Source organism: Streptomyces sp. NPDC023157, from assembly GCF_055560575.1.
In genome coordinates this window covers 158,667-179,903 of record NZ_JBVHIL010000007.1, presented here as the reverse complement: position 1 = coordinate 179,903, position 21,237 = coordinate 158,667, and the positions used below count along the sequence as shown (strand labels likewise).

The window sequence follows — 21,237 nt, the reverse complement described above, 5'->3', positions numbered from 1 at the left end:
GAGGAACCCCGTGTACCCCACCATCCGCTCCGCCGCGTACGAACCCGACCCGGGCCATGGACCCTGGCGGGAGGACCTGCATGTGCTGCGGCTCGGCGAGGATCTGCACGCCGAGCTCACCTGCCTGAACGCCGCCGCCAACGAGGGCGGGAGCCGCCCCGACCGGCTTCCCGTCCGGGGGCTCAACTCCCTGCTCCGGGCCATGGCTCCGGGCGTCATCGCGACCGGCCGCAACGCCGGTACGGACGGCGGCCTTCCCTGGCTCTACGCCCGCGAGGTAGTGCCACCTGACGTTCTCGCCCCGCTGATCGGTACCTGGTCCATGGCCCTGGCACCGGACTATCTCGATGCCGAAGGGGACGACGACGGCCTTGACCTGGAGGCGCGGCTCCTCGCCGAGGACCCGCGCGTGCCGGCGTTGCTCCCGCGCTGGGAGACCGAGCGCGTCGACCTCACCGAGACGGTGATGTCGCCGGGCGGCACCGCCGAACCCGTCCCTCGCCTGTACAGCCTGCTCCCGGAGTGGATCGCGTTCCGGCTGGCCGCCCGTCCGTTCCGCACGGGCGGCGCCTCACTCCACTTCCGGGTCGAGAGCTCGGGGAGCGGGACGCGCCTGATCTCCTGGCCGCCCCAGCGCTACGAGCACCGGAAGAAGACCTGGTACTACTCGGCATGTCTGAACATCTGCGTCCACACGGTGCCGTTCGCCTCCCGCTTCCGCGTCCATGTGTCGACGCAGGTGCGGCGCTGGGCCACCCAGCTGGATGTGCGCCCTCACCAGCTCAGTGGCGCGACGGTCCTCCTCGACACTCCGCTGCCCTGGCCGGAAGGACCTGACCGGGGCTACCGGCTGACGGCGAACACGCTCGCCTACGACCGGCGCCAGAAGGAACCGGCCTGGCGGCGGCACAGCTCCGTGTCGCTGCTGCCCGACCTCGACATCGTGCGCCGCTATCCGGAAGCCGTGGAGCTCTTCGCCCATCCGGAGCGCTGGATCAATGGGCAAGGGGACGTCGCGGCCGGCATCGTCTACCACCCGTCGCTCGGCCCGCACCCGGTCGGAACCGGACTGCTGCCGCGGGAGCGGGCGGATCTCGACGCCTGGGTCGAGGAGGGGCTGGGTCCGGTGCTGCGCAGGGTCCCCGACCTCGTCAGGGTCACGAGGCGCAACACCCCCTCGCTCCTGCCCCGCTCAGGGGCCAAGGCCGACCCTGGGAAGCGGGAGGCGCAGCTGACGCTCCAGCGCCGCGCAGCCTTGGCCCGCGCCCTGGGCGACCGCCCGCTGGAGATCGAAGTGCGCTGGCAGTCCAAGGAGACACGGGACGCGCTCCTGTCGGAACTGCCGAGGCTCATCGGCTTCGACCCCGTCGAAAGGGTGGGGCCGGAGGCCGACGGCACCTGGCGGTGCGGAGGCGACGGCATCGAGATCACGGTGCGCGCCCGGCCGGCCGGCGAGCTGGCCGACGCCCTGCCGGTCTCCAAGGACCGCAAGCGCCCGAGGGCCATCCGCTTCGCGGAGGCCGTAGAGGGCCGCTGCGCCCTGGTCGCGGACCGGACCGCCCCTCCGGGCGGGGGCCTCGGCATCGTGATCGCGGAGATCGCCGGCAAGGAACGTTTCACATCGGTCCCGGATTCGGACCCCAAGCACGCGCTGCGAGTCGCCTGGGCGAGGCAGGGCTGGCTCACCCAGTTCGTGAACCTGTCCGACGACACCGACAGCGCACTGGAGCACCGGGCACGGTGGACCCTGCTCGACGCGTTCCGCCAGTTCGGTGCGATCAGCCCGCCCGCTCACCGGGTGGGCGCCGGGATCCCCGGCGACCTCCAGTACGCGGCCCTCTGGTTCGTCCGGCACACCAGGAAGGGCCCCACCCGCCGTCCGGTCCGACGACTCGTCGCGGTGCGGGTCCGTCCGGGGGATGGCGCCGGCAGCCCGGGAGCCATCGAAGGCTGGGACGCCGAGCGGGGCGACTGGCTGCCCTACCCGAGTCTGCTCCAGCAACTCGCTGAGGCCCAAGAGCCCGCGGACGAAGACCCGGAGGTCGAGCGGCAGATCCGCGCCGTGCTCTTCCAGCTCCGTGACCGTCCGACGCTCCTGCTCACCGATCTGGCGAATCTGCGCCAGTGCTGGCCGCGCCTGCGCAACGGCGCGCTGAGCCGCGACACCCTCGGCTTCGGCAACGAACCCGACCAGCGCCACACGGTGTACGGGCAGGACCTGCGTGTGCTGTGCGTACGGGACGCGAACGGACGGGAGGAAGTCGCCGAGTGGTACGCCCGTGACGCGAACGGAGAGGTGGGGTTCGCCGAAGGCGTGTGGGGGACACCGGAGGCGAGCCGGGTCTTCGCGAGCACGACAAGCCGGCCTCACACGGCCGCGAAACTCCCCAAGGGGCTGATGAAGCTGGTACCGACGGCGAAGAACCGTACTGCCCCCGGGAAGACCGCCTGGAACCCCGGACAATTGGAGATCACGGTACTCGGATGCCTGTCGGAGAAGGCCCTGACGGACTCCGGGCGTGCGGGAGACACCCCTGACGAGCCGGCGGAATGGGCGACACTCGTACACCAGTTGCGTCAGCACGACGACTACCCGCCGCTCGCCAGGCCGCTCCCGCTGCACCTGGCACGTCTCGCCGGAGAGTACGCGCTTCCGCTCGCAGCACCGGAGGGGGCACGAGTCGAGGCGCCCACCCTCGACGAGCTCTGACGGAGAGAGGCCCGGGCCTGGTCGTCCACCTGGCCCGGGCCTACGGGACCCGCGGGGGGTCCGATCGGCTTCCTAGATGTCCCGGAAGATCTCGATCTGAGCCCCCACCGAGTTGAGTCGCTCCGCCAGCTCCTCGTACCCCCGGTTGATGACGTACACGTTGCGCAGCACCGAAGTGCCTTCCGCTGCCATCATCGCGAGGAGGACTACCACGGCCGGGCGGAGGGCCGGGGGGCACATCATTTCGGCGGCGCGCCAGCGGGTGGGGCCTTCGACCAGGACGCGGTGGGGGTCCAGGAGCTGGAGGCGGCCGCCGAGGCGGTTGAGGTCGGTGAGGTAGATGGCGCGGTTGTCGTAGACCCAGTCGTGGATCAGGGTCTTGCCCTGGGCCGTGGCCGCGATGGCCGCGAAGAAGGGCACGTTGTCGATGTTGAGGCCCGGGAAGGGCATCGGGTGGATCTTGTCGATCGGCGCCTCCAGTTTGGAGGGGCGGACCGTCAGGTCGACCAGGCGGGTGCGGCCGTTGTCCGCCGCGTACTCGGGGGTGCGGTCGTGGTCGAGGCCCATCTCCTCCAGGACGGCGAGCTCGATCTCCATGAACTCGATCGGGACCCGGCGGATGGTCAGCTCGGACTCGGTGACGACCGCGGCGGCGAGCAGGCTCATCGCCTCGACCGGGTCCTCGGAGGGGGAGTAGTCGACGTCGACGTCGATCTGGGGGATGCCGTGGACGGTGAGGGTGGTGGTGCCGATGCCGTCGACCTGGACGCCGAGCGCCTCCAGGAAGAAGCACAGGTCCTGGACCATGTAGTTGGAGGAGGCGTTGCGGATGACGGTCACGCCGTCGTGGCGGGCCGCCGCCAGCAGGGCGTTCTCGGTCACCGTGTCGCCGCGCTCGGTCAGGACGATCGGGCGGTCCGGGGAGACGGACCGCTCCACCTGGGCGTGGTACAGGTTGTCGGTCGCCGTGATGTCGAGGCCGAAGCGGCGCAGCGCGATCATGTGCGGCTCGATCGTGCGGGTGCCGAGGTCGCAGCCGCCGGCGTAGGGCAGCTTGAAGCGGTCCAGGCGGTGCAGCAGCGGGCCGAGGAACATGATGATGGAGCGGGTGCGGATCGCCGCCTCGGCGTCGATCGACTCCATGTCCAGCTCGGCCGGGGGCACGATCTCCAGGTCTACGCCCTCGTTGATCCAGCGGGTGCGGACACCGATGGAGTTGAGGACCTCCAGGAGACGGAAGACCTCCTCGATGCGCGCGACCCGGCGCAGCACCGTACGGCCCTTGTTGAGGAGCGAGGCGCAGAGCAGCGCCACGCACGCGTTCTTGCTCGTCTTGACGTCGATCGCGCCGGAGAGGCGGCGGCGGCCGACGACCCGCAGATGCATGGGTCCGGCGTAACCGAGAGAGACGATCTCGCTGTCGAGCGCTTCGCCGATGCGGGCGATCATCTCAAGGCTGATGTTCTGGTTGCCGCGCTCGATCCGGTTGACCGCGCTCTGGCTCGTGCCGAGCGCCTCGGCCAGCTGCGTCTGGGTCCAGCCACGGTGCTGGCGGGCGTCACGGATGAGCTTGCCGATGCGTACGAGGTAGTCGTCTGCCATGCCGTCACGTTATCTCAGATATGAGATGACGCTCGCGGTGGGGTGGGCCATCAGGGTGACGGGCTGTGCGCAATGGGGTGACGCGGTTCATAGAGCGGCAGTTCGGTGCCGCTCGGCAGGCGCACTCCGGAGAGCAGGCCCCACCCCTGGTCGCTGACGGGGCGTGAGACCTCCGCCCCCCGTTCCTCCAGGCGGGCCAGGGTCGCCGTGATGTCGTCGCACATCAGGTAGACCTCGTGCTTCGGCTCGCCGTCCGTGGGGTGCACGGCGACCTCGGCGGGAGGCAACCGGAAGACGAGCCAGCCGCGCCCCGCGTCCACGTGGTCGAAGCCGAACACGTCCTTGAGGAACGTGCGGTCGGCCTCCGCGTCCCGGGTGTAGAGGATCACATGCGTGCCGCTGAACATGGGTTGATCGTCCACTGGTGGGCTGTTTGTCGCAATCGTTCCGCGTCCGTACGGGGTGGGGGCGGGGGCGACAGGCGGCGGTCGGCCGTCAGTTTCCGTCGGTGTCGCGCAGTCTGACGCGCTGGATCTGGCGGGCCAGCGCCCGCCGCGCCGAGGCGGAGCCGGCCTCGGTCGGCCCGTCCGGCCCGTTCGTCCCGCCCGCCCCGGCCCGTACGTCGAGACCCCGGGCGATCCGGTCGTACGTGTCCCGGTACGCGCCCGGCAGTTCCGCCGCGCGCTCCCGCAGGTCCGCCTCGACCAGGCGCCGCAGCGCGTCCACGTTCTGCGGGGTGAACCGCTTCCGGCCGCGGGCCAGCGCGTGGACCGGCCGCGAGCAGTGGGCCGTGCCGTCCAAGGTGTCCGACACCTGCTCGGCCAGGCCCCACAGGCGCCCCTCTAGCCACGGCGTGTCGTCCCCGTCCTGCGACAGGTCGGCCGGCTCCCCGGTGCGGGGCTTGGACACCTGTTTGGAGACGGCCGGCTGGCTCATCCCGGCGAGCCGCGCGAGCCGGTCCTGCGTCCAGCCGGCGGCGGCGAACAGCTGGATCATCTCGGCGCGTGTCCGGCGCATCTCCTCGCCCGCCCGGATGACCTCGTTCATCCCGGCGAACAGGTCCTCGACCTGTTGTTCGGTCAGGTCGGCGGTCGGGTCCGGGGGTGCGTTGTCGTCGGCTGTCACCCCCCAGTTATACCGGCCGAACCCGCCCTCGACAGCTCTCATAACCACGTTATATAACCGAGTTATGAGACCTGTCGAGACGTCACCCGCGCTGTTCCTCACCGCCCCCGACCGCACCCGGCTGGCCCACCGCCTCACCGGCTCCGGTGCCCCGCTCCTCTGTGTCCCCGGTGGTCCCGCCGACTCCGCCTACCTCGGCGACCTCGGCGGCCTGTCCGCCCACCGCACCCTGGTGATCCCGGACCTGCGCGGCACGGGCCGCTCCGACGTGCCCGCCGACCCCTCCTCGTACCGCTGCGACCGCCTCGTCGAGGACATCGAGGCGCTCCGCCGGCACCTCGGGCTCGACCGGTTCGACCTGCTCGGCCACTCCGCGGGCGCCAACGTCGCCACCCAGTACGCCGCCCGCTACCCGCACCGCGTCACCCGGCTCGCCCTGGTCGCGCCCGGAATGCGGGCCGTCGGGGTGGAGGTGGCCCCCGAGGTCCGGCGCGAACTGGCGCTGGAGAGGGCGGGCGAGCCGTGGTTCCCGGAGGCCTTCGCCGCCCTGGAGGCGATCGTCGCGGGGGAGGGGAGCGACTGGGAGGCCATCGCCCCCTTCCTGTACGGGCGCTGGGACGAGGCCGCCCGACGCCACCACGCCGAGGGGCAGCCCGACAATCCCGAGGCCGTCGCCCGTTTCGTCGCCGACGGCGCCTTCACCCCGGACGCCACCCGCGCCGCGCTCGCCGGCTTCCCCGCCCCGGTCCTCCTGCTGGCCGGGGCCCACGACCTGAACAGCCCGCCGAGCGCGGTGGCGGAGTTCGCCGGCCTCTTCCCCCGCGCCGACTTCACCGTCCAGCCGGGAGCGGGGCACTACCCGTGGCTCGACGACCCCGCGCGATTCACGGAGACCCTGGCCGGCTTCCTCTCCTAGAGGTGGGCGCCGGCCGCCCGTCAGGTGTGGCTCTCCTCCGGATCCGTGGTCGCCGTACTGTTCGCGGGCGTGGCGGGCGTGGCGGCCACGCCGCCCCTGAGCATCGTCGCGCACACGTCCTGAAGGGCCTCGACCGTCTCCATCATCAGTGTGTACAGCTCTGTGTAGATGGTCTGTGTAGCAGTGAGCCACGTCCCGAAACTCCTTTGGTGCTTCCCCCTCTCGATCCCCTTCAGGAAGGTCCTCACCCTGTTTTCCGCGTCACTGTCATAGACCTTGCCCTTGAGGTTGTCCCACCCACCCCGCGCGGCGGCCACATCGGCGGGTAGCGCAAGGGGCTGGACGGTCCCGTTGGCGGTTGTTCCGCAGAGACTCGGCAGAGCGACAAGGCTGTCCCTGAAGGACCCGAACGTCGTCGAGTTGGTATCGCCGCCGGCCTGGCTGCTGACGCCCTCCGCGGCGTAGAACAACGTCTTCGGGTGGTCCTTCGGGTGCCGCTCCCGTTTTGCCTCGGCCGCCTTCTCCAGCATTTCCGCCCGCTTGGCCATATAGGCGTTCCGCTTCGTCTGGAGGGCGGCCTGGTTGTTCTTCAGGATCTTCTTGGTGGCGCTGTCGAGCCCGTTGAAAACGGCTTGCATTCTGTCGTTGCCGTTTGTTCCGAGAGCGATCGCGGCCTCGGCCAGTTTGTTGAACAGGTGGTCGCCCTGCTTCGGAGGCGGCCCGGCGGTCTGCTTTCCGTTGGAGTTGAAGGGCATGCGCTGCACGCTGGCCGTGTGGCCGGTGTCCTGGGAACGAGGGAGCGCATCGTGTGACGCGGGTTCCGCGGTGGACGCCCCCATGGCCCGGGTGGCGTTGGCCTCGGCTTCGCGCTCGAAGCGGTCGGAGGGGTCGCTGACGCGCAGACCGTCTCCGTGATCGGCCCCGGCCACCGGCCCTTGGCGCTGCTGGATGACGTGGGTGAGCTCGTGGGCCAGTGTGTGCTTGTCACCGCCGCCGGCGCCGATGACGACATGACTGCCCGAGGTGTACGCCCGGGCGCCGATCTCGTCGGCGGATGCGCGGGCCGCGCTGTCGTCGTGGATGCGGACGTCGGTGAAGTCCGCGCCGAGGCGGGACTCCATGTCGGTGCGCGTGTTGTCGTCGAGGGGCCGGCCGGGGGCGCGGAGTACGTCATGGACGGTGGATCGCTGCACCGGCGCCGCCTCCGTGGCCCCGGAGCGCGAAGTGGCCCGATGGTCGCAGCCGGGTCCGTGCTGGTGCTGCTCGGGTGAGGGGGCCTGGGCCCAGGGGTGCCCTGCCTGGCGGAGCATCTGGATCATCGCCGTGTTCCCGGCGGTCTCCGGGAGGTTCAGCGCGCCCGATCGGGGCAGGGGTGTCCGGCCGGGCGGAGGCTGGGGGGAGCGTTCGGAGTCGGGGGTTCGACCGTTCTTGCGGACCATGCGGGGTGCCGCCCTTCCTGTCGACGTTGCGGGAGGCCATCCCCACGACACCGCCCTGTCCGGGGTGCGGAAAGGAAAGGGAAGGCAGAACGCCGGGCATCGTTCGCTGCCCCCAGGCCCCCAGGCCCCCAGGCCCCCAGCCCTCCGGGCCCCCGCAACCGAGCTCGCCCGCCCAGCCCCCCAGGTGCCGGCCCCGCAGCCGCTCGGCCCCCGAGCCGCGGCGCGCGGCGGGCGCCACCACTGGCATGCCGGGCATGACCGACCGCCGGTGATGTACTAGAGTTATCTCGACATCGAGATATCTGCCGAGGCGCACCGCTGCCGCCACCCCGGTAAGGGTTACCTAACTTAGCCTTACCTTAGCGGATCGACGACGTGTACGTGGCGGCAGGATGCGGTGGAACGCGCACATATATGAAGGAGACTGTCGTGTCGGCGAACAGCTTCGACGCCCGCGCCACGCTGCGCGTGGGTGACGAGTCGTACGAGATCTTCAAGCTGGACAAGGTGGAGGGCTCCGCCCGGCTGCCTTACAGCCTGAAGGTTCTCCTGGAGAACCTGCTCCGTACCGAGGACGGCGCGAACATCACCGCCGACCACATCCGGGCGCTCGGCGACTGGGACTCCCAGGCCCAGCCGAGCCAGGAGATCCAGTTCACGCCGGCGCGCGTGATCATGCAGGACTTCACCGGCGTGCCCTGCGTCGTCGACCTCGCCACCATGCGTGAGGCCGTCGCCGCGCTCGGCGGTGACCCGGCGAAGATCAACCCGCTCTCCCCGGCCGAGATGGTCATCGACCACTCCGTCATCGCCGACAAGTTCGGCACCAACGACGCGTTCGCGCAGAACGTCGAGCTGGAGTACGGCCGCAACAAGGAGCGCTACCAGTTCCTGCGCTGGGGCCAGACCGCCTTCGACGACTTCAAGGTCGTCCCGCCGGGCACCGGCATCGTGCACCAGGTGAACATCGAGCACCTGGCCCGCACCGTCATGGTCCGCAACGGCCAGGCGTACCCCGACACCCTCGTCGGCACCGACTCGCACACCACCATGGTCAACGGCCTCGGTGTGCTGGGCTGGGGCGTCGGCGGCATCGAGGCCGAGGCCGCGATGCTCGGCCAGCCGGTCTCCATGCTGATCCCGCGCGTCGTCGGCTTCAAGCTGACCGGCGAGCTGCCCGCCGGCACCACCGCCACCGACCTGGTGCTGACCATCACCGAGATGCTGCGCAAGCACGGTGTCGTCGGCAAGTTCGTCGAGTTCTACGGTGAGGGCGTCGCCGCCACCTCCCTCGCGAACCGCGCCACCATCGGCAACATGTCGCCCGAGTTCGGCTCCACCGCCGCGGTCTTCCCGATCGACGGCGAGACCCTGAACTACCTCAAGCTCACCGGCCGCTCCGCGCAGCAGGTCGCGCTCGTCGAGGCGTACGCCAAGGAGCAGGGCCTCTGGCTCGACCCGGCCGCCGAGCCCGACTTCTCCGAGAAGCTGGAGCTCGACCTCTCCACGGTCGTCCCGTCGATCGCCGGCCCGAAGCGCCCGCAGGACCGCATCGTCCTCGCGAACGCCGCCGCGCAGTTCGCCCAGGACGTGCGCAACTACGTCGACGAGGTCGACGAGGCGGGCAAGGAGTCCTTCCCGGCCTCCGACGCCCCGGCGAACCACCCGAACGGCGCCCCGTCGAAGCCGGTCCAGGTGACCGCCCCCGACGGCACGACGTACGAGCTCGACCACGGCGCCGTCACCGTCGCCGCGATCACCTCCTGCACCAACACGTCGAACCCGTACGTGATGGTCGCCGCCGCGCTCGTCGCGAAGAAGGCCACCGAGAAGGGCCTGACCCGCAAGCCGTGGGTCAAGACCACCCTCGCACCGGGCTCGAAGGTCGTCACCGACTACTTCGACAAGGCGGGCCTGACCCCGTACCTCGACAAGGTCGGCTTCAACCTCGTCGGCTACGGCTGCACCACCTGCATCGGCAACTCCGGCCCGCTGCCGGAGGAGGTCTCCAAGGCCGTCAACGAGCACGACCTGGCGGTCACCTCGGTCCTCTCCGGCAACCGGAACTTCGAGGGCCGTATCAACCCCGACGTCAAGATGAACTACCTGGCCTCCCCGCCGCTGGTCGTCGCGTACGCCATCGCGGGCTCCATGAAGGTGGACATCACCAAGGACGCCCTCGGTGTGGACCAGGACGGCAAGCCCGTCTACCTGGCCGACATCTGGCCGTCGGAGGCCGAGGTCAACGACGTCGTCGCCAACGCCATCGGCGAGGACATGTTCAACAAGTCCTACCAGGACGTCTTCGCGGGCGACGCCCAGTGGCAGGCCCTGTCGATCCCGACCGGCAACACCTTCGAGTGGGACGCCGAGTCCACCTACGTGCGCAAGCCCCCGTACTTCGAGGGCATGACGATGGAGACCACCCCGGTCACCGACATCAGCGGCGCCCGTGTCCTGGCCAAGCTGGGCGACTCGGTCACCACCGACCACATCTCCCCGGCCGGTGCCATCAAGGCCGACACCCCGGCCGGCAAGTACCTCACCGAGCACGGTGTGGAGCGTCGTGACTTCAACTCCTACGGCTCGCGCCGAGGCAACCACGAGGTCATGATCCGCGGCACCTTCGCCAACATCCGCCTGCGCAACCAGATCGCGCCGGGCACCGAGGGCGGCTTCACCCGCGACTTCACCCAGGCCGACGCGCCGGTGTCGTTCATCTACGACGCCTCGCAGAACTACCAGGCCGCCGGCATCCCGCTGGTCATCCTGGGCGGCAAGGAGTACGGCTCCGGCTCGTCCCGCGACTGGGCGGCCAAGGGCACCGCGCTCCTCGGCGTCAAGGCCGTCATCACCGAGTCGTACGAGCGCATCCACCGCTCGAACCTCATCGGCATGGGCGTCCTCCCGCTCCAGTTCCCGGCCGGCCAGTCGGCCGACTCGCTCGGCCTGACCGGCGAGGAGACCTTCTCCATCGCGGGCATCACCGAGCTGAACGAGGGCACGACCCCGAGCACCGTCAAGGTCACCACCGACACCGGTGTCGAGTTCGACGCGGTCGTCCGCATCGACACCCCCGGTGAGGCCGACTACTACCGCAACGGCGGCATCATGCAGTACGTGCTGCGCAACCTGATCCGCGGCTAAGGATCAGGAACGGCAAGGGCCCTCTCCCCGGTGGGGAGAGGGCCCTTCCTCATGCCCGTACGCGTGTCAGCCCAGCAGCTCGATCTCCGCGAGCTCCGCGCCCGGGCCCGTCGCCACGAGTCGGTAGCGCGCGTACGAGCCCGGCGCCGCCACCGTGAACACCCGGGTCTGCCGGTCCCACGCGAAGGACTCGCCGGCCCGCCGGTCCAGGTCCTTCCAGGTCACGCCGTCCGTCGAGCCCTGGAGCACCCAGCCCGCCGGTGCCTTCGCCCGGTCGGCGGAGGAGGTCAGCGTGTACTGGACCGCCTTCCCGGGCGCCGCCACCGGCAGCTCCACCGCGCCGGCCAGCGGCGCCGCCGTCGCCGAGGTGTCGTCGAAGAGCACGCCGGCGCCCTTCACCAGGTCCGCCCGGGGCGCCGGCACCTTGTCGTCGCGGGTGACCGAGACCGGGGCGGCCGAGCCGCCGGTGCCCCACGCCGAGGGCTCGGGGCCCAGGTCGAACTTCAGCGTGCCGCCCTTCGCCAGCAGGTCGTGCGGCAGCGCCGTCGACGTCCACCGCTTCCCGTTCAGCCGCACGCCCTGGACGTACACGTTGCGGGCGCTGTTGCGCGGGGCCTCCACGACCAGCGTGCGCCCGTTGTCCATCCGCACCGTCGCCTTCTTGAAGAGCGGCGAGCCGATAGCGTACTCCCCGCTGCCCATCACCAGCGGGTAGAAGCCGAGCGCGGAGAAGAGGAACCAGGCCGACTGCTCGCCGTTGTCCTCGTCGCCGTGGTAGCCCTGGCCGATCTCACTGCCGGTGTAGAGACGGGACAGGACCTCGCGGACCTTCTCGGCCGTCTTCCACGGCTGCCCGGCCGCGTCGTACATGTAGGGCACGTGGTGGGCGACCTGGTTCGAGTGCCCGTACATGCCCATCCGCACGTCCCGCGCCTCGGTCATCTCGTGGATCACGCTGCCGTACGAGCCGGCGACGTCGGGGCTCGCCGTCTCGGGCGTCGAGAAGTAGGCGTCCAGCTTCTTCGCGAGGCCCGCCCGGCCGCCGTACAGGTTGGCCAGGCCCCGGGAGTCCTGCGGGGCGGTGAAGGCGTAGCCCCAGCCGTTGGTCTCCGTGTAGTCGTAGCCCCAGACGCGCGGGTCGTACGTCTCCGAGGGCAGCCGCCAGGCCCCCTTGGCGTCCCGCCCCTGGAAGAAACCGGCCTTCGCGTCGAAGAGCGAGACGTAGTTCCGCGCCCGGTTCAGGAAGTACGCCGACTCCTCGCGGTAGCGCTTCTTGCCGGTCTTCTCGTAGAGGGCCTGGCCCATCTTCGCGATGCCGTAGTCGTTGAGATAGCCCTCCAGGGACCAGGACAGGCCCTCGTGGGTCTCGGTCGAGGCGTAGCCGGTGAAGGGCGAGGTCTCCATGCCCTTGCGGCCGACGCCCCGGCTCGGCGCGACGACGGTGGCGTTCTTCAGGGCCGCCTCGTACGCGGCCTCCCCGTCGAAGTCCACGCCCTTCACGTACGCGTCCGCGAAGGCGACGTCCGAGGAGGTGCCGGTCATCAGGTCCGCGTAGCCGGGGGAGGACCAGCGGGAGATCCAGCCGCCGTCCTTGTACTGCTGCACGAAGCCGTCGACCAGCTCGCCCGCCTTCTTCGGGGTGAGGAAGGAGTAGGCCGGCCAGGTCGTCCGGTAGGTGTCCCAGAAGCCGTTGTTGACGTACGCCTTGCCGTCGACGATCTTCGCGCCGGTACGGGTCGGGGTGTCGGGACCGGCCGGGGCGGCGAAGGGGCTGGCGTACCGGTAGCCCGAACCGACCTTCTCGAAGCTGGAGTTGGGGTACAGGTACAGCCGGTAGAGGCTGGAGTAGAGGGTGACGAGCTGGTCGTGGGTCGCGCCCTCGACGGTGACCCGGCCGAGCACCTCGTCCCAGGCGTCCTGGGCCCGCTCCCGTACGGTGTCGAAGCCGGTGCCCTCGGGGATCTCGTCGGCGAGGTTCGCCTTCGCCTGCTCGACGGAGATCAGCGAGGTCGCGATCCGCAGGCCGACCGTGCGGTCCGCGCCCGCGTCGAAGCGGAAGTGCCCCTTCACACCCGGCTCCGCCGGCTTGCCGGAGCCGGTGACCGGCGCGTCGAAGACGCCGTACACGAACATCCGCCCGGCCCCGGTGGACAGCCCGCTCCTCACGTCGGACCAGCCGGTGAAGGAGCTCGTCGCCGGGTCGAGGGTGAGCCCGCCCTGGTCGGTGACGTTGTCGAAGACGACGCTCGCGTCGGCGCCGGGGTAGGTGAAGCGCATCGCCGCCGCGTGGTCCGTCGGCGCGATCTCCGCCTTCAGGCCGTTCTCGAACGTGACGCCGTAGTAGTGCGGCCGGGCCGTCTCGTTCTCGTGCCGGAAGGGCAGTGCCCGGGCCGTCCGGTCGGCCGGCGGGGCGCCGGCGGCGGCCGAGGGCATCAGCTGGAAGGTCTGCCGGTCGCCCATCCACGGGCTCGGCTCATGGCTCGCGGACAGTGCCTGCAGGGTCGGCAGGTTGTCGGCGTTGTTGCTCCGCGCGTACTCGTACAGCCAGCTCTGTGAGGCCGAATTCGTCACCGGCGTCCAGAAGTTGAAGCCGTGCGGCACGGCCGTGGCCGGAAACGTGTTGCCGCGCGAGAAGGAGCCGGAGGAGTTCGTGCCCCGGGTCGTCGAGGCGTAGTCGGAGAGCCGGGCGAGCGGCTGCCGCGGCGCCTTCGGGGCGAGCGACAGGTCGTCGATCCAGCCCTGGAACTTCGCCGGGCCCTTGGGGGAGTCGTACGCCACGAGGATCCGGTCGACGGTCTTCCCGTTCGCGACCTCGCCGATCCTCGCCGTGACCTGGTTCCACTGGTTGACGTAGAGCCGCTTGGCGGCGCCCTGCCCCTGCGGGGTGAGGAGCCCGCCGTGCGTGTCGGTGGCGCCGAGCCCGCTCAGATAGGTGCCGTCGGTGAAGGCGAGGTCGACGGCGACGTTCGTCGCGGGGTAGTTCAGGTCCGTCTCGTTCATCGCCGGGAAGATCCGGTACGACAGCTCGGTGTTCCGCGTGATCCGGGTGTCGACGTCGAAGACCTTGTTGTACGACCAGGCCCGGCCCTCGCCCCGGTGGGTGCCCGCGTAGCGCAGCGCGCGCTTCCCGGTGAACCCGGCGCCCGCCTTGGCGGTGGGGGAGCCGCTGGGGCCGCGCTCCGCCTGGCTGCGCATCTCCTCGGGGACGGGCTGGGAGGCGTCCCCGTTCGAGAACTGAACGTCGGAGAGCTGGGTCAGGCCCGCGCCCGCGTTCTTGGTGATCTCCAGACGGTAGTGGGCGTACGCGGTGACGCCGCCGCCCGCGAGGTCGTACGAGCGGGTCTCGAAGCGCTTGGCGAAGGACTCGCCCGCGCGCGTGTCGAGGACCGTCCACTCCTTGCCGTCCGCCGAGCCCTTGAGGGTCCAGTCGCGCGGGTCGCGCTCGGCGGCGTCGTTGGCCGAGGTCAGCGCGTACGTCGCCAGCTTCACGGGCGCGTCGAGGTCGAACTCGATCCACGCGGTGGGCTCGAACACCAGCCATTTGGTGCCGGGTTGGAGGTCGGTCAGGTTCTCCTTGACCTCGCCGGAGGACGCGTTCTCGCCGCTGGCGCGCAGCGTCGTCACGCGGTCGGTGACGTTGCCGGGGATGCCGGTGACGAATCCGCCGTCGACCCCGCTTGTCCGCTTCTTTCCGTCGGGGCCGACTTCGACGGTGTTCCGCCAGGTCGGCTGGGTTTCGTCCGCTTCGAAGGAGGTGGTGAACTCCCGTGTGGAGACATCCGATCGAGGCGATTGGTCCGTTCCGCCCGGAAGCGCCTGAGCCACCGTGGGGGTGAGGCTCAGGACCAATGCCGCCGAGGCTGCCAGGGAGACCGCTCTGAGAGGGGGGCGCATGCGGTGTCGTCGCTCCTGCCACTGGATGTAGACAACGTTGTCATTCTCGCCGAGCAAGTCCCCAGGAGAAGGCCAAGTGACAGGTGGTGTCAAGGGTGTTGACGGCAAAATCGGGGAGGAAACGGGGCAGAAACGCCTCCGGCATCGCGCAGGTCTCAACTCGGAGACGACTCCCGGAGAAAGCGGGTTTCGATCTTGCTCCGGCGGCGGGAAGTGGACTATACCTGTCGGCGTCCCGCCCGTCGTACCACTGCGCACGACGGCCCGACCCATGTACGACCCAGCTGCAATTGACCGCGGTGGCGGGGCCCTTCGCTGAGGCGAATCTGTACGGGCGACCGGTACACCGCCTGAGTCCTGAATGAAGGCGAGGACTTGAGCATGGGATCCACCTCCGCCCAGAACCATGAGGGCCTCGGCCGTCGCGATCTGATCAAGCGTTCCGCCGCACTCGGTCTGATCTCGGTGCCGACCATGAGTTTCCTGTCCGCGTGTGCCTCCAGCGGGGGCGACGACGCGGGCAAAGACAAGCCCAAGGGCGAGAAGACGAAGGACAACCCGTTCGGCGTCGCCAAGGGCGGCAAGATCGACGTCGTCGTCTTCAAGGGCGGGTACGGCGACGACTACGCCAAGGCGTGGGAGGCCAGCTTCAACAAGAAGTGGGACATCACCGCCACCCACACCGGCACCCAGGAGATCACCGGCAAGCTGCAGCCGCGCTTCAACGCGGGCAACCCGCCGGACATCGTCGACGACTCCGGCGCCCAGAAGATCAAGATCGACGTGCTCGCGAAGAACGGGCAGCTGCTCGACCTCGCCGAGGTCCTCGACGCGCCGTCCGTCGACGACCCGTCCAAGAAGGTCCGCGACACCCTGATCCCCGGCACCGTCGACGCCGGCCTCCAGGAGGGCAAGGTCGTCGCCCTCAACTACATCTACACGGTGTGGGGCCTGTGGTACTCCGGCAAGCTCTTCAAGGAGAAGGGCTGGACCGAGCCCAAGACCTGGGACGAGTTCATGGCCATCTGCAAGGAGGCCACGGCGCAGGGCATCGGCGGACTCGCCCACCAGGGCAAGTACCCGTACTACATCAACGTCGCCATCATGGACCTGATCGCCAAGAAGGGCGGTCTGGAGGCCATGAAGGCCATCGACAACCTCGACCCCAAGGCGTTCGTCGGCTCCGCCGCGGCCAAGGAGGCCGTCGAGGCGGTCTACGAACTGGTGGAGAAGGGCTACCTGATGGCCGGCACCAACGGCCTCACCCACACCGAGTCGCAGACCCGCTGGAACCAGTACAAGGCCGTGTTCATCACCTCCGGCTCCTGGCTGGAGAACGAGCAGCTCAAGCAGACCCCGGCCGACTTCGACATGAAGTTCATGCCGATGCCGCTGCTGCCCGGCAGCAAGATGCCGTACGAGGCCATCCGCGCCGGTTCCGGTGAACCCTTCATCATCCCGTCCAAGGCCAAGAACCTGGCCGAGGCGAAGGAGTTCATGCGGATGATGCTCTCCAAGGAGTGGTCGACGCTCTTCGCCAAGGAGGCGAACTCCCTCACCATCCTCGCGGACGGTGTGGACCCGAGCGTCAAGCTGCGCCCCGGCACCCAGTCGACGGTCGTGGCCTCCAAGGCGGCCGGCACCAACACGTTCCGCTACCTGTACACCGAGTGGTACAGCGAGATGGACACCGAGATCCAGAACGCCTCCAACGAGCTGATGGCCAAGCGCATCCAGCCCGCCGAGTGGCTCAAGCGGGCCCAGGCCGCCGTCGACAAGGCCGCCAAGGACCCGGCGGCCAAGAAGAACCACCGCGACTGACCGCTCAGCACACCGGGGACATCAGGGACAGGAACGCCATGCGCAAAGGGCAGTACCAGTTCGTCACGGGATTCCTCTTCGTACCCGTGGCCCTCTATCTGGTCTTCGTCATCTGGCCGTACATCCAGACGATCGGCTACTCGCTGACCGACTGGAAGGGCCAGTCGCAGACCTTCTCCTTCGTCGGACTCGACAACTACGTCGCCCTCTTCCAGGACGACGTCTTCCTGGGAGCGGTCTGGCACAACATCCTGTTCCTGGTGTTCATCCCGGTGATCACCATCCTGCTCGCCCTCTTCCTCGCCTTCATGGTGAACGCGGGCGGACGGAGCAAGGCCGGCGGCGTCGCGGGCGTCGCCGGGTCCAAGTTCTACAAGGTCGTCTACTTCTTCCCGCAGGTGCTCTCGTTGGCGATCCTCGCGGTGCTCTTCGGCGCCGTGTACCGCAGCGACACCGGCGGCATGCTCAACGGCCTGCTGCTCAAGCTGGGTCTCATCGACGCCGCCGAGCCGATCGAGTGGCTGAACGAGCCCGACTTCGTCCTGTGGGCGCTCATGGCGGTCGTCGTCTGGCACGGCGTCGGCTTCTACCTGGTGCTGTTCTCCGCCGCCATGCAGTCCATCCCCCGGGACATCTACGAGGCCGCGCTGATCGACGGCGCCGGCCGCGCCCAGTCCTTCTTCCGCATCACCCTGCCGCTGCTGTGGGACTCCGTGCAGACCGCCTGGGTCTACCTCGGCATCGTCGCCATGGACATGTTCGTGCTGGTCTCCACGATGACCTCGGGCGACTACGGCGGTGGCCCCGACCACCACAGCGAGACCATGTCGACGGTCATGATGCGCAACTTCCTCTACTTCGGGAAGAGCGGCTACGCCTGCGCCATGGGCGTGGTCATGCTGCTCCTCACCCTGATCGTGTCCGTGGTCACGCTGCGCGCCACCCGCCGCGAGCGCCTCGAGTTCTGAGCGGGAGAACCGACGATGACTGCACCCATCCAGAAGTCCGACGCGAGCCCGGCCACCGGCACGGACTCCGTGCCCCGGCAGCGCGCGACGCGCACGGGACACACCCCGGCCCAGGGCCCCGCCCGCGAGGGCGTCGTCCTCAACGTCTTCTCGCACGGCTTCCTCGCCGTGTGGGCCCTGCTGATCGTGCTGCCGCTGCTGTGGCTGGTGCTCAGCTCCTTCAAGACCGACTCCCAGATCGCCGGATCGGCCTTCGGCTGGCCGGGCAACTGGTCGCTGGACGTCTTCGGGCGGGCCTGGAGCAAGGGCATCGGCGACTACTTCGTGAACACCGTGATCGTCCTGGTGTTCTCGGTGCCGCTGACCATGCTCTTCGGCTCCATGGCCGCGTACGTCCTGGCCCGCTACCAGTTCTGGGGCAACCGGGCCATCTACTACTTCTTCGTCGCCGGCGCGATGTTCCCGGTCTTCCTGGCGCTGGTCCCGCTCTTCTTCATGGTGAAGATGCTCGGGATGCTCAACACCTACCAGGGCCTGATCCTGGTGTACGTCGCCTACTCGATGCCCTTCACCGTCTTCTTCATGCACTCCTTCTTCAGGACCCTGCCGACGGCGGTCTTCGAGGCGGCGGTCCTGGACGGGGCCTCGCACACCCGGGCCTTCTTCCAGGTGATGCTGCCGATGGCCAAGCCGGGCCTGCTCAGCGTGGGCATCTTCAACACACTGGGGCAGTGGAACCAGTTCGTCCTGCCGACCGTGCTGATGCAGCCGCAGAGCGGTGACGATCCGGAGCGGTACGTGCTCACCCAGGGCCTGATCCAGCTCCAGCAGCAGCAGGGGTACGAGACCGATCTGCCGGTGCTCTTCGCCGGCGTCACCATCGCCATGATCCCAATGCTGGTGGTCTACCTGTCCTTCCAGCGGCAGGTCCAGGCGGGTCTCACTTCGGCCACGCTCAAGTAGCGACAACCGCGCGCGGAGGTCCGGTCCCGGGGAGTCCACCCCGGGACCGGACCTTTTGCGTCCGCTTTCGGCTACCGTCGAGGACTTGACGGCGACAAGCCCTACGAAGGAGCTTGGAGTTCATAACTTGTACACGTCGTAGGGTGGAGAGAGTCAATGGAGACTCCGGGGTCGCAGTCGTCGCTGCACCGGGCCAATCTGGAGCGGGTCGTCCGGGCGGTTCGGATGGCCGGATCGCTCACCCAGGCGGAGATCGCCCGGGCGACGGGCCTGTCCGCCGCCACGGTCTCCAACATCGTGCGGGAGCTCAAGGACGGCGGGACCGTCGACGTCACCCCGACCTCCGCCGGCGGCCGCCGGGCCCGCAGCGTCTCGCTCAGCGGCGACGCGGGCATCGTCATCGGCGTCGACTTCGGGCACACGCACCTGCGGGTCGCGGTCGGCAACCTGGCCCACCAGGTGCTCGCCGAGGAGGCCGAGCCACTGGACGTGGACGCCTCCGCCGCGGAGGGCTTCGACCGGGCCGAGCAGCTGGTCACGCGGCTGATCGCGGCCACCGGCATCGGCCGGGACAAGGTCGTCGGCGTGGGCCTCGGCGTGCCGGGCCCCATCGACGTCTCCTCGGGCACCCTGGGCTCCACCTCGATCCTGCCGGGCTGGAGCGGGATCAACCCCGCCGACGAGCTCTCCGCGCGCCTCGGCGTCCCCGTGCACGTCGACAACGACGCCAACCTCGGGGCGCTCGGCGAGCTGGTCTGGGGCAGCGGCCGGGGCGTGAAGGACCTCGCGTACATCAAGGTCGCCAGCGGTGTCGGCGCCGGGCTCGTGATCGACGGGCGGGTCTACCGGGGCCCGGGCGGCACGGCCGGCGAGATCGGCCACATCACCCTGGACGAGTCGGGACCGGTCTGCCGCTGCGGCAACCGGGGCTGCCTGGAGACCTTCACCGCGGCCCGCTACGTGCTGCCGCTGCTCCAGTCGAGCCACGGCCCCGGCCTGACCATGGAACGGGTGGTCCAGCTGGCCCGCGAGGGCGACCCCGGCTGCCGGCGCGTGATCGCCGACGTCGGCCGCCACATCGGCAGCGGCATCGCCAACCTCTGCAATCTCTTGAACCCGAGCCGGGTGATCCTCGGCGGCGACCTGGCGGAGGCCGGAGAGCTGGTCCTGGCGCCCATCAGGGACTCCGTCTCGCGGTACGCCATCCCCAGCGCCGCCCGGCAGCTGTCGCTGGCCCAGGGGGCGCTGGGCGGCCGCGCCGAAGTGCTGGGCGCGCTCGCCCTCGTACTCAGTGAAATGGGCGATTCGACGCTTTTGGAGGGGGGCTCCGGGAGCACCCCGAAGAGGTCCACGCTTGCGTTCACTTAGATAACGGATGGCACCGTTGTCATCTCGTTAAGGATTTACTCCTTGACGTCGACCCTGCGGCCGAGTTGACTTCCAGCCACCTCGGCCGCAACGTCGCGGCCTCGTCAGGGAGGCAACCCCACATGAACGCAATGACGCGTCGCGTCGTCATAGGCACGGCCGCGGTTTCCATGGCCCTCTCCCTCGCCGCCTGTGGCCAGGCCGGCGACAACGGGTCGGGCGATGCGAACGGCGGCGACGGCAAGACCATCGGTCTGCTGCTTCCGGAGAACAAGACCACGCGCTACGAGACCTTCGACCGCCCGATCATCGAGGCGAAGATCAAGGCCCTCTGCTCCGACTGCGAGGTCAAGTACAACAACGCCGCGCAGGACACCGAGACGCAGAAGAAGCAGTTCGACGCGCTCGTCACCCAGGGCGTGAAGGTCATCATCCTGGACTCGGTCGACTACAAGGCCACCAAGTCCTGGGTCCAGCAGGCCGAGAAGAAGGGCGTCAAGGTGGTCGCGTACGACCGCCTGGCCGAGGGCCCGATCTCCGCCTACGTCTCGTACGACAACGAGAAGATCGGCCGCCTCCAGGGCGAGGCCCTGGTGAAGGCGCTCGGCGCCACGGCCAAGGACGCCAACGTCGTCATGATCAACGGCTCGCCGACCGACCCCAACGCCCCGCTGTTCAAGAAGGGCGCCCACAGCGTCCTCGACGGCGGCGTGAAGAAGGTCGTCTACGAGCAGGACATCCCGGACTGGTCCCCGGACGAGGCCAACAAGAAGATGGGTGCCGCCATCGACTCGCTGGGCAAGGCGGGCTTCCAGGGCGTCTACTCCGCCAACGACGGCATGGCCGGCGGCATCATCACCGCCCTCAGCAAGCAGGGCGTCAAGGTCCCGGTCGGCGGTCAGGACGCCGAACTCGCCGGTCTGCAGCGGATCCTGAAGGGCGACCAGTCCTTCACCATCTACAAGCAGATCAAGCCCGAGGCCGAGACCACCGCGGAGATCGCGGTCAAGCTCCTCAAGGGCGAGAAGATCGACGACCTCGTCCCGGTGAAGGTCACCAGCCTCACCGGCGAGTTCAAGGACATCCCCGCCAAGCTGTACGACGCGCAGATCGTGACCAAGGAGAACATCGCCTCCACGATCGTCGCCGACAACGTCTACAAGGCGGCCGACATCTGCACCGCCGAGTACAAGGCGGCCTGCGAGGCGGCGGGCATCAAGTAGCCCGCCCCGCCCCCCACGGAAGACCGTCCGGCGCTCCCCGCCCCGTTCCACGCCCCGCAAG

13 protein-coding genes are annotated in these 21,237 nt (G+C 69.4%); 8 read left to right on the top strand and 5 right to left on the bottom strand.

Annotated features, from left to right (window positions below; translation table 11 throughout):
- The first annotated feature begins 10 nt into the window (after nucleotides 1-10).
- Entirely contained in the window at nucleotides 11-2,710 is a 2,700-nt protein-coding gene (locus tag ACZ3ZE_RS25525; protein WP_467260815.1) for a pPIWI_RE module domain-containing protein, read from the top strand.
- Nucleotides 2,711-2,782: 72 nt separating this feature from the next.
- Here ACZ3ZE_RS25525 and ACZ3ZE_RS25520 read toward each other — a convergent pair whose 3' ends face one another.
- The 3 genes from ACZ3ZE_RS25520 to ACZ3ZE_RS25510 all read right to left on the bottom strand — a co-directional run bounded on the left by ACZ3ZE_RS25520 (nucleotide 2,783) and on the right by ACZ3ZE_RS25510 (nucleotide 5,437).
- A complete protein-coding gene (locus tag ACZ3ZE_RS25520; protein WP_361176885.1) occupies nucleotides 2,783-4,312 on the bottom strand; it encodes a helix-turn-helix domain-containing protein in 1,530 nt (509 codons plus the stop codon).
- Between the two features lie 50 nt (nucleotides 4,313-4,362).
- A complete protein-coding gene (locus tag ACZ3ZE_RS25515) occupies nucleotides 4,363-4,719 on the bottom strand; it encodes a VOC family protein (RefSeq protein WP_361176887.1) in 357 nt (118 codons plus the stop codon).
- Nucleotides 4,720-4,807: 88 nt separating this feature from the next.
- Nucleotides 4,808-5,437 (bottom strand): sigma-70 family RNA polymerase sigma factor, encoded by a 630-nt coding sequence (locus tag ACZ3ZE_RS25510; protein WP_467260813.1) that lies wholly within the window; start codon nucleotides 5,435-5,437, stop codon nucleotides 4,808-4,810.
- Between the two features lie 64 nt (nucleotides 5,438-5,501).
- Between ACZ3ZE_RS25510 and ACZ3ZE_RS25505 the strand changes: the two genes are divergently transcribed.
- Nucleotides 5,502-6,353 carry an alpha/beta fold hydrolase gene (locus ACZ3ZE_RS25505; RefSeq protein ID WP_467260812.1) on the top strand — a complete coding sequence of 284 codons (852 nt, stop codon included), beginning with the start codon at nucleotides 5,502-5,504 and terminating at the stop codon, nucleotides 6,351-6,353.
- A 20-nt stretch (nucleotides 6,354-6,373) separates the two neighbouring features.
- Here the strand turns inward: ACZ3ZE_RS25505 and ACZ3ZE_RS25500 are convergent, their stop codons facing one another.
- The gene (locus tag ACZ3ZE_RS25500; RefSeq protein ID WP_467260810.1) at nucleotides 6,374-7,546 is read right to left on the bottom strand and encodes an eCIS core domain-containing protein; all 1,173 of its coding nucleotides are present in this window, start codon (nucleotides 7,544-7,546) and stop codon (nucleotides 6,374-6,376) included.
- A gap of 675 nt (nucleotides 7,547-8,221) precedes the next feature.
- Between ACZ3ZE_RS25500 and acnA the strand changes: the two genes are divergently transcribed.
- Nucleotides 8,222-10,939 carry an aconitate hydratase AcnA gene (gene acnA / locus ACZ3ZE_RS25495; protein ID WP_361176893.1) on the top strand — a complete coding sequence of 906 codons (2,718 nt, stop codon included), beginning with the start codon at nucleotides 8,222-8,224 and terminating at the stop codon, nucleotides 10,937-10,939.
- Nucleotides 10,940-11,005: 66 nt separating this feature from the next.
- On the opposite strand, the gene ACZ3ZE_RS25490 is transcribed toward acnA, so the two are convergent.
- The gene (locus ACZ3ZE_RS25490; RefSeq protein ID WP_467260809.1) at nucleotides 11,006-14,833 is read right to left on the bottom strand and encodes a GH92 family glycosyl hydrolase; all 3,828 of its coding nucleotides are present in this window, start codon (nucleotides 14,831-14,833) and stop codon (nucleotides 11,006-11,008) included.
- A gap of 381 nt (nucleotides 14,834-15,214) precedes the next feature.
- On the opposite strand from ACZ3ZE_RS25490, the gene ngcE reads away from it, so the two are divergent.
- From ngcE to ACZ3ZE_RS25465, 5 genes are all read left to right on the top strand, one after another.
- Nucleotides 15,215-16,654, top strand: a complete 1,440-nt coding sequence (gene ngcE / locus ACZ3ZE_RS25485) for an N-acetylglucosamine/diacetylchitobiose ABC transporter substrate-binding protein (protein WP_361176897.1) — start codon at nucleotides 15,215-15,217, stop codon at nucleotides 16,652-16,654.
- 38 nt (nucleotides 16,655-16,692) lie between these two features.
- Nucleotides 16,693-17,622 (top strand): carbohydrate ABC transporter permease, encoded by a 930-nt coding sequence (locus ACZ3ZE_RS25480; protein ID WP_361176899.1) that lies wholly within the window; start codon nucleotides 16,693-16,695, stop codon nucleotides 17,620-17,622.
- A 15-nt stretch (nucleotides 17,623-17,637) separates the two neighbouring features.
- A complete protein-coding gene (locus ACZ3ZE_RS25475; RefSeq protein ID WP_467260807.1) occupies nucleotides 17,638-18,585 on the top strand; it encodes a carbohydrate ABC transporter permease in 948 nt (315 codons plus the stop codon).
- 156 nt (nucleotides 18,586-18,741) lie between these two features.
- Nucleotides 18,742-19,953, top strand: coding sequence for an ROK family transcriptional regulator (locus ACZ3ZE_RS25470; RefSeq protein ID WP_361176903.1), 1,212 nt, complete (start codon nucleotides 18,742-18,744; stop codon nucleotides 19,951-19,953).
- Nucleotides 19,954-20,075: 122 nt separating this feature from the next.
- A complete protein-coding gene (locus ACZ3ZE_RS25465) occupies nucleotides 20,076-21,176 on the top strand; it encodes a sugar ABC transporter substrate-binding protein (RefSeq protein ID WP_442304557.1) in 1,101 nt (366 codons plus the stop codon).
- The last annotated feature ends 61 nt before the right edge of the window (nucleotides 21,177-21,237 follow it).

Bases quoted from the DNA above. Each gene is read 5' to 3' on its own strand.
- ACZ3ZE_RS25520 (WP_361176885.1), bottom strand. From the start codon at position 4,312: ATGGCAGACGACTACCTCGTACGCATCGGCAAGCTCATCCGTGACGCC.
- ACZ3ZE_RS25515 (WP_361176887.1), bottom strand. From the start codon at position 4,719: ATGTTCAGCGGCACGCATGTGATCCTCTACACCCGGGACGCGGAGGCC.
- ACZ3ZE_RS25505 (WP_467260812.1), top strand. From the start codon at position 5,502: ATGAGACCTGTCGAGACGTCACCCGCGCTGTTCCTCACCGCCCCCGAC.
- ACZ3ZE_RS25490 (WP_467260809.1), bottom strand. From the start codon at position 14,833: ATGCGCCCCCCTCTCAGAGCGGTCTCCCTGGCAGCCTCGGCGGCATTG.
- ngcE (WP_361176897.1), top strand. From the start codon at position 15,215: ATGGGATCCACCTCCGCCCAGAACCATGAGGGCCTCGGCCGTCGCGAT.
- ACZ3ZE_RS25480 (WP_361176899.1), top strand. From the start codon at position 16,693: ATGCGCAAAGGGCAGTACCAGTTCGTCACGGGATTCCTCTTCGTACCC.
- ACZ3ZE_RS25475 (WP_467260807.1), top strand. From the start codon at position 17,638: ATGACTGCACCCATCCAGAAGTCCGACGCGAGCCCGGCCACCGGCACG.
- ACZ3ZE_RS25470 (WP_361176903.1), top strand. From the start codon at position 18,742: ATGGAGACTCCGGGGTCGCAGTCGTCGCTGCACCGGGCCAATCTGGAG.
- ACZ3ZE_RS25465 (WP_442304557.1), top strand. From the start codon at position 20,076: ATGAACGCAATGACGCGTCGCGTCGTCATAGGCACGGCCGCGGTTTCC.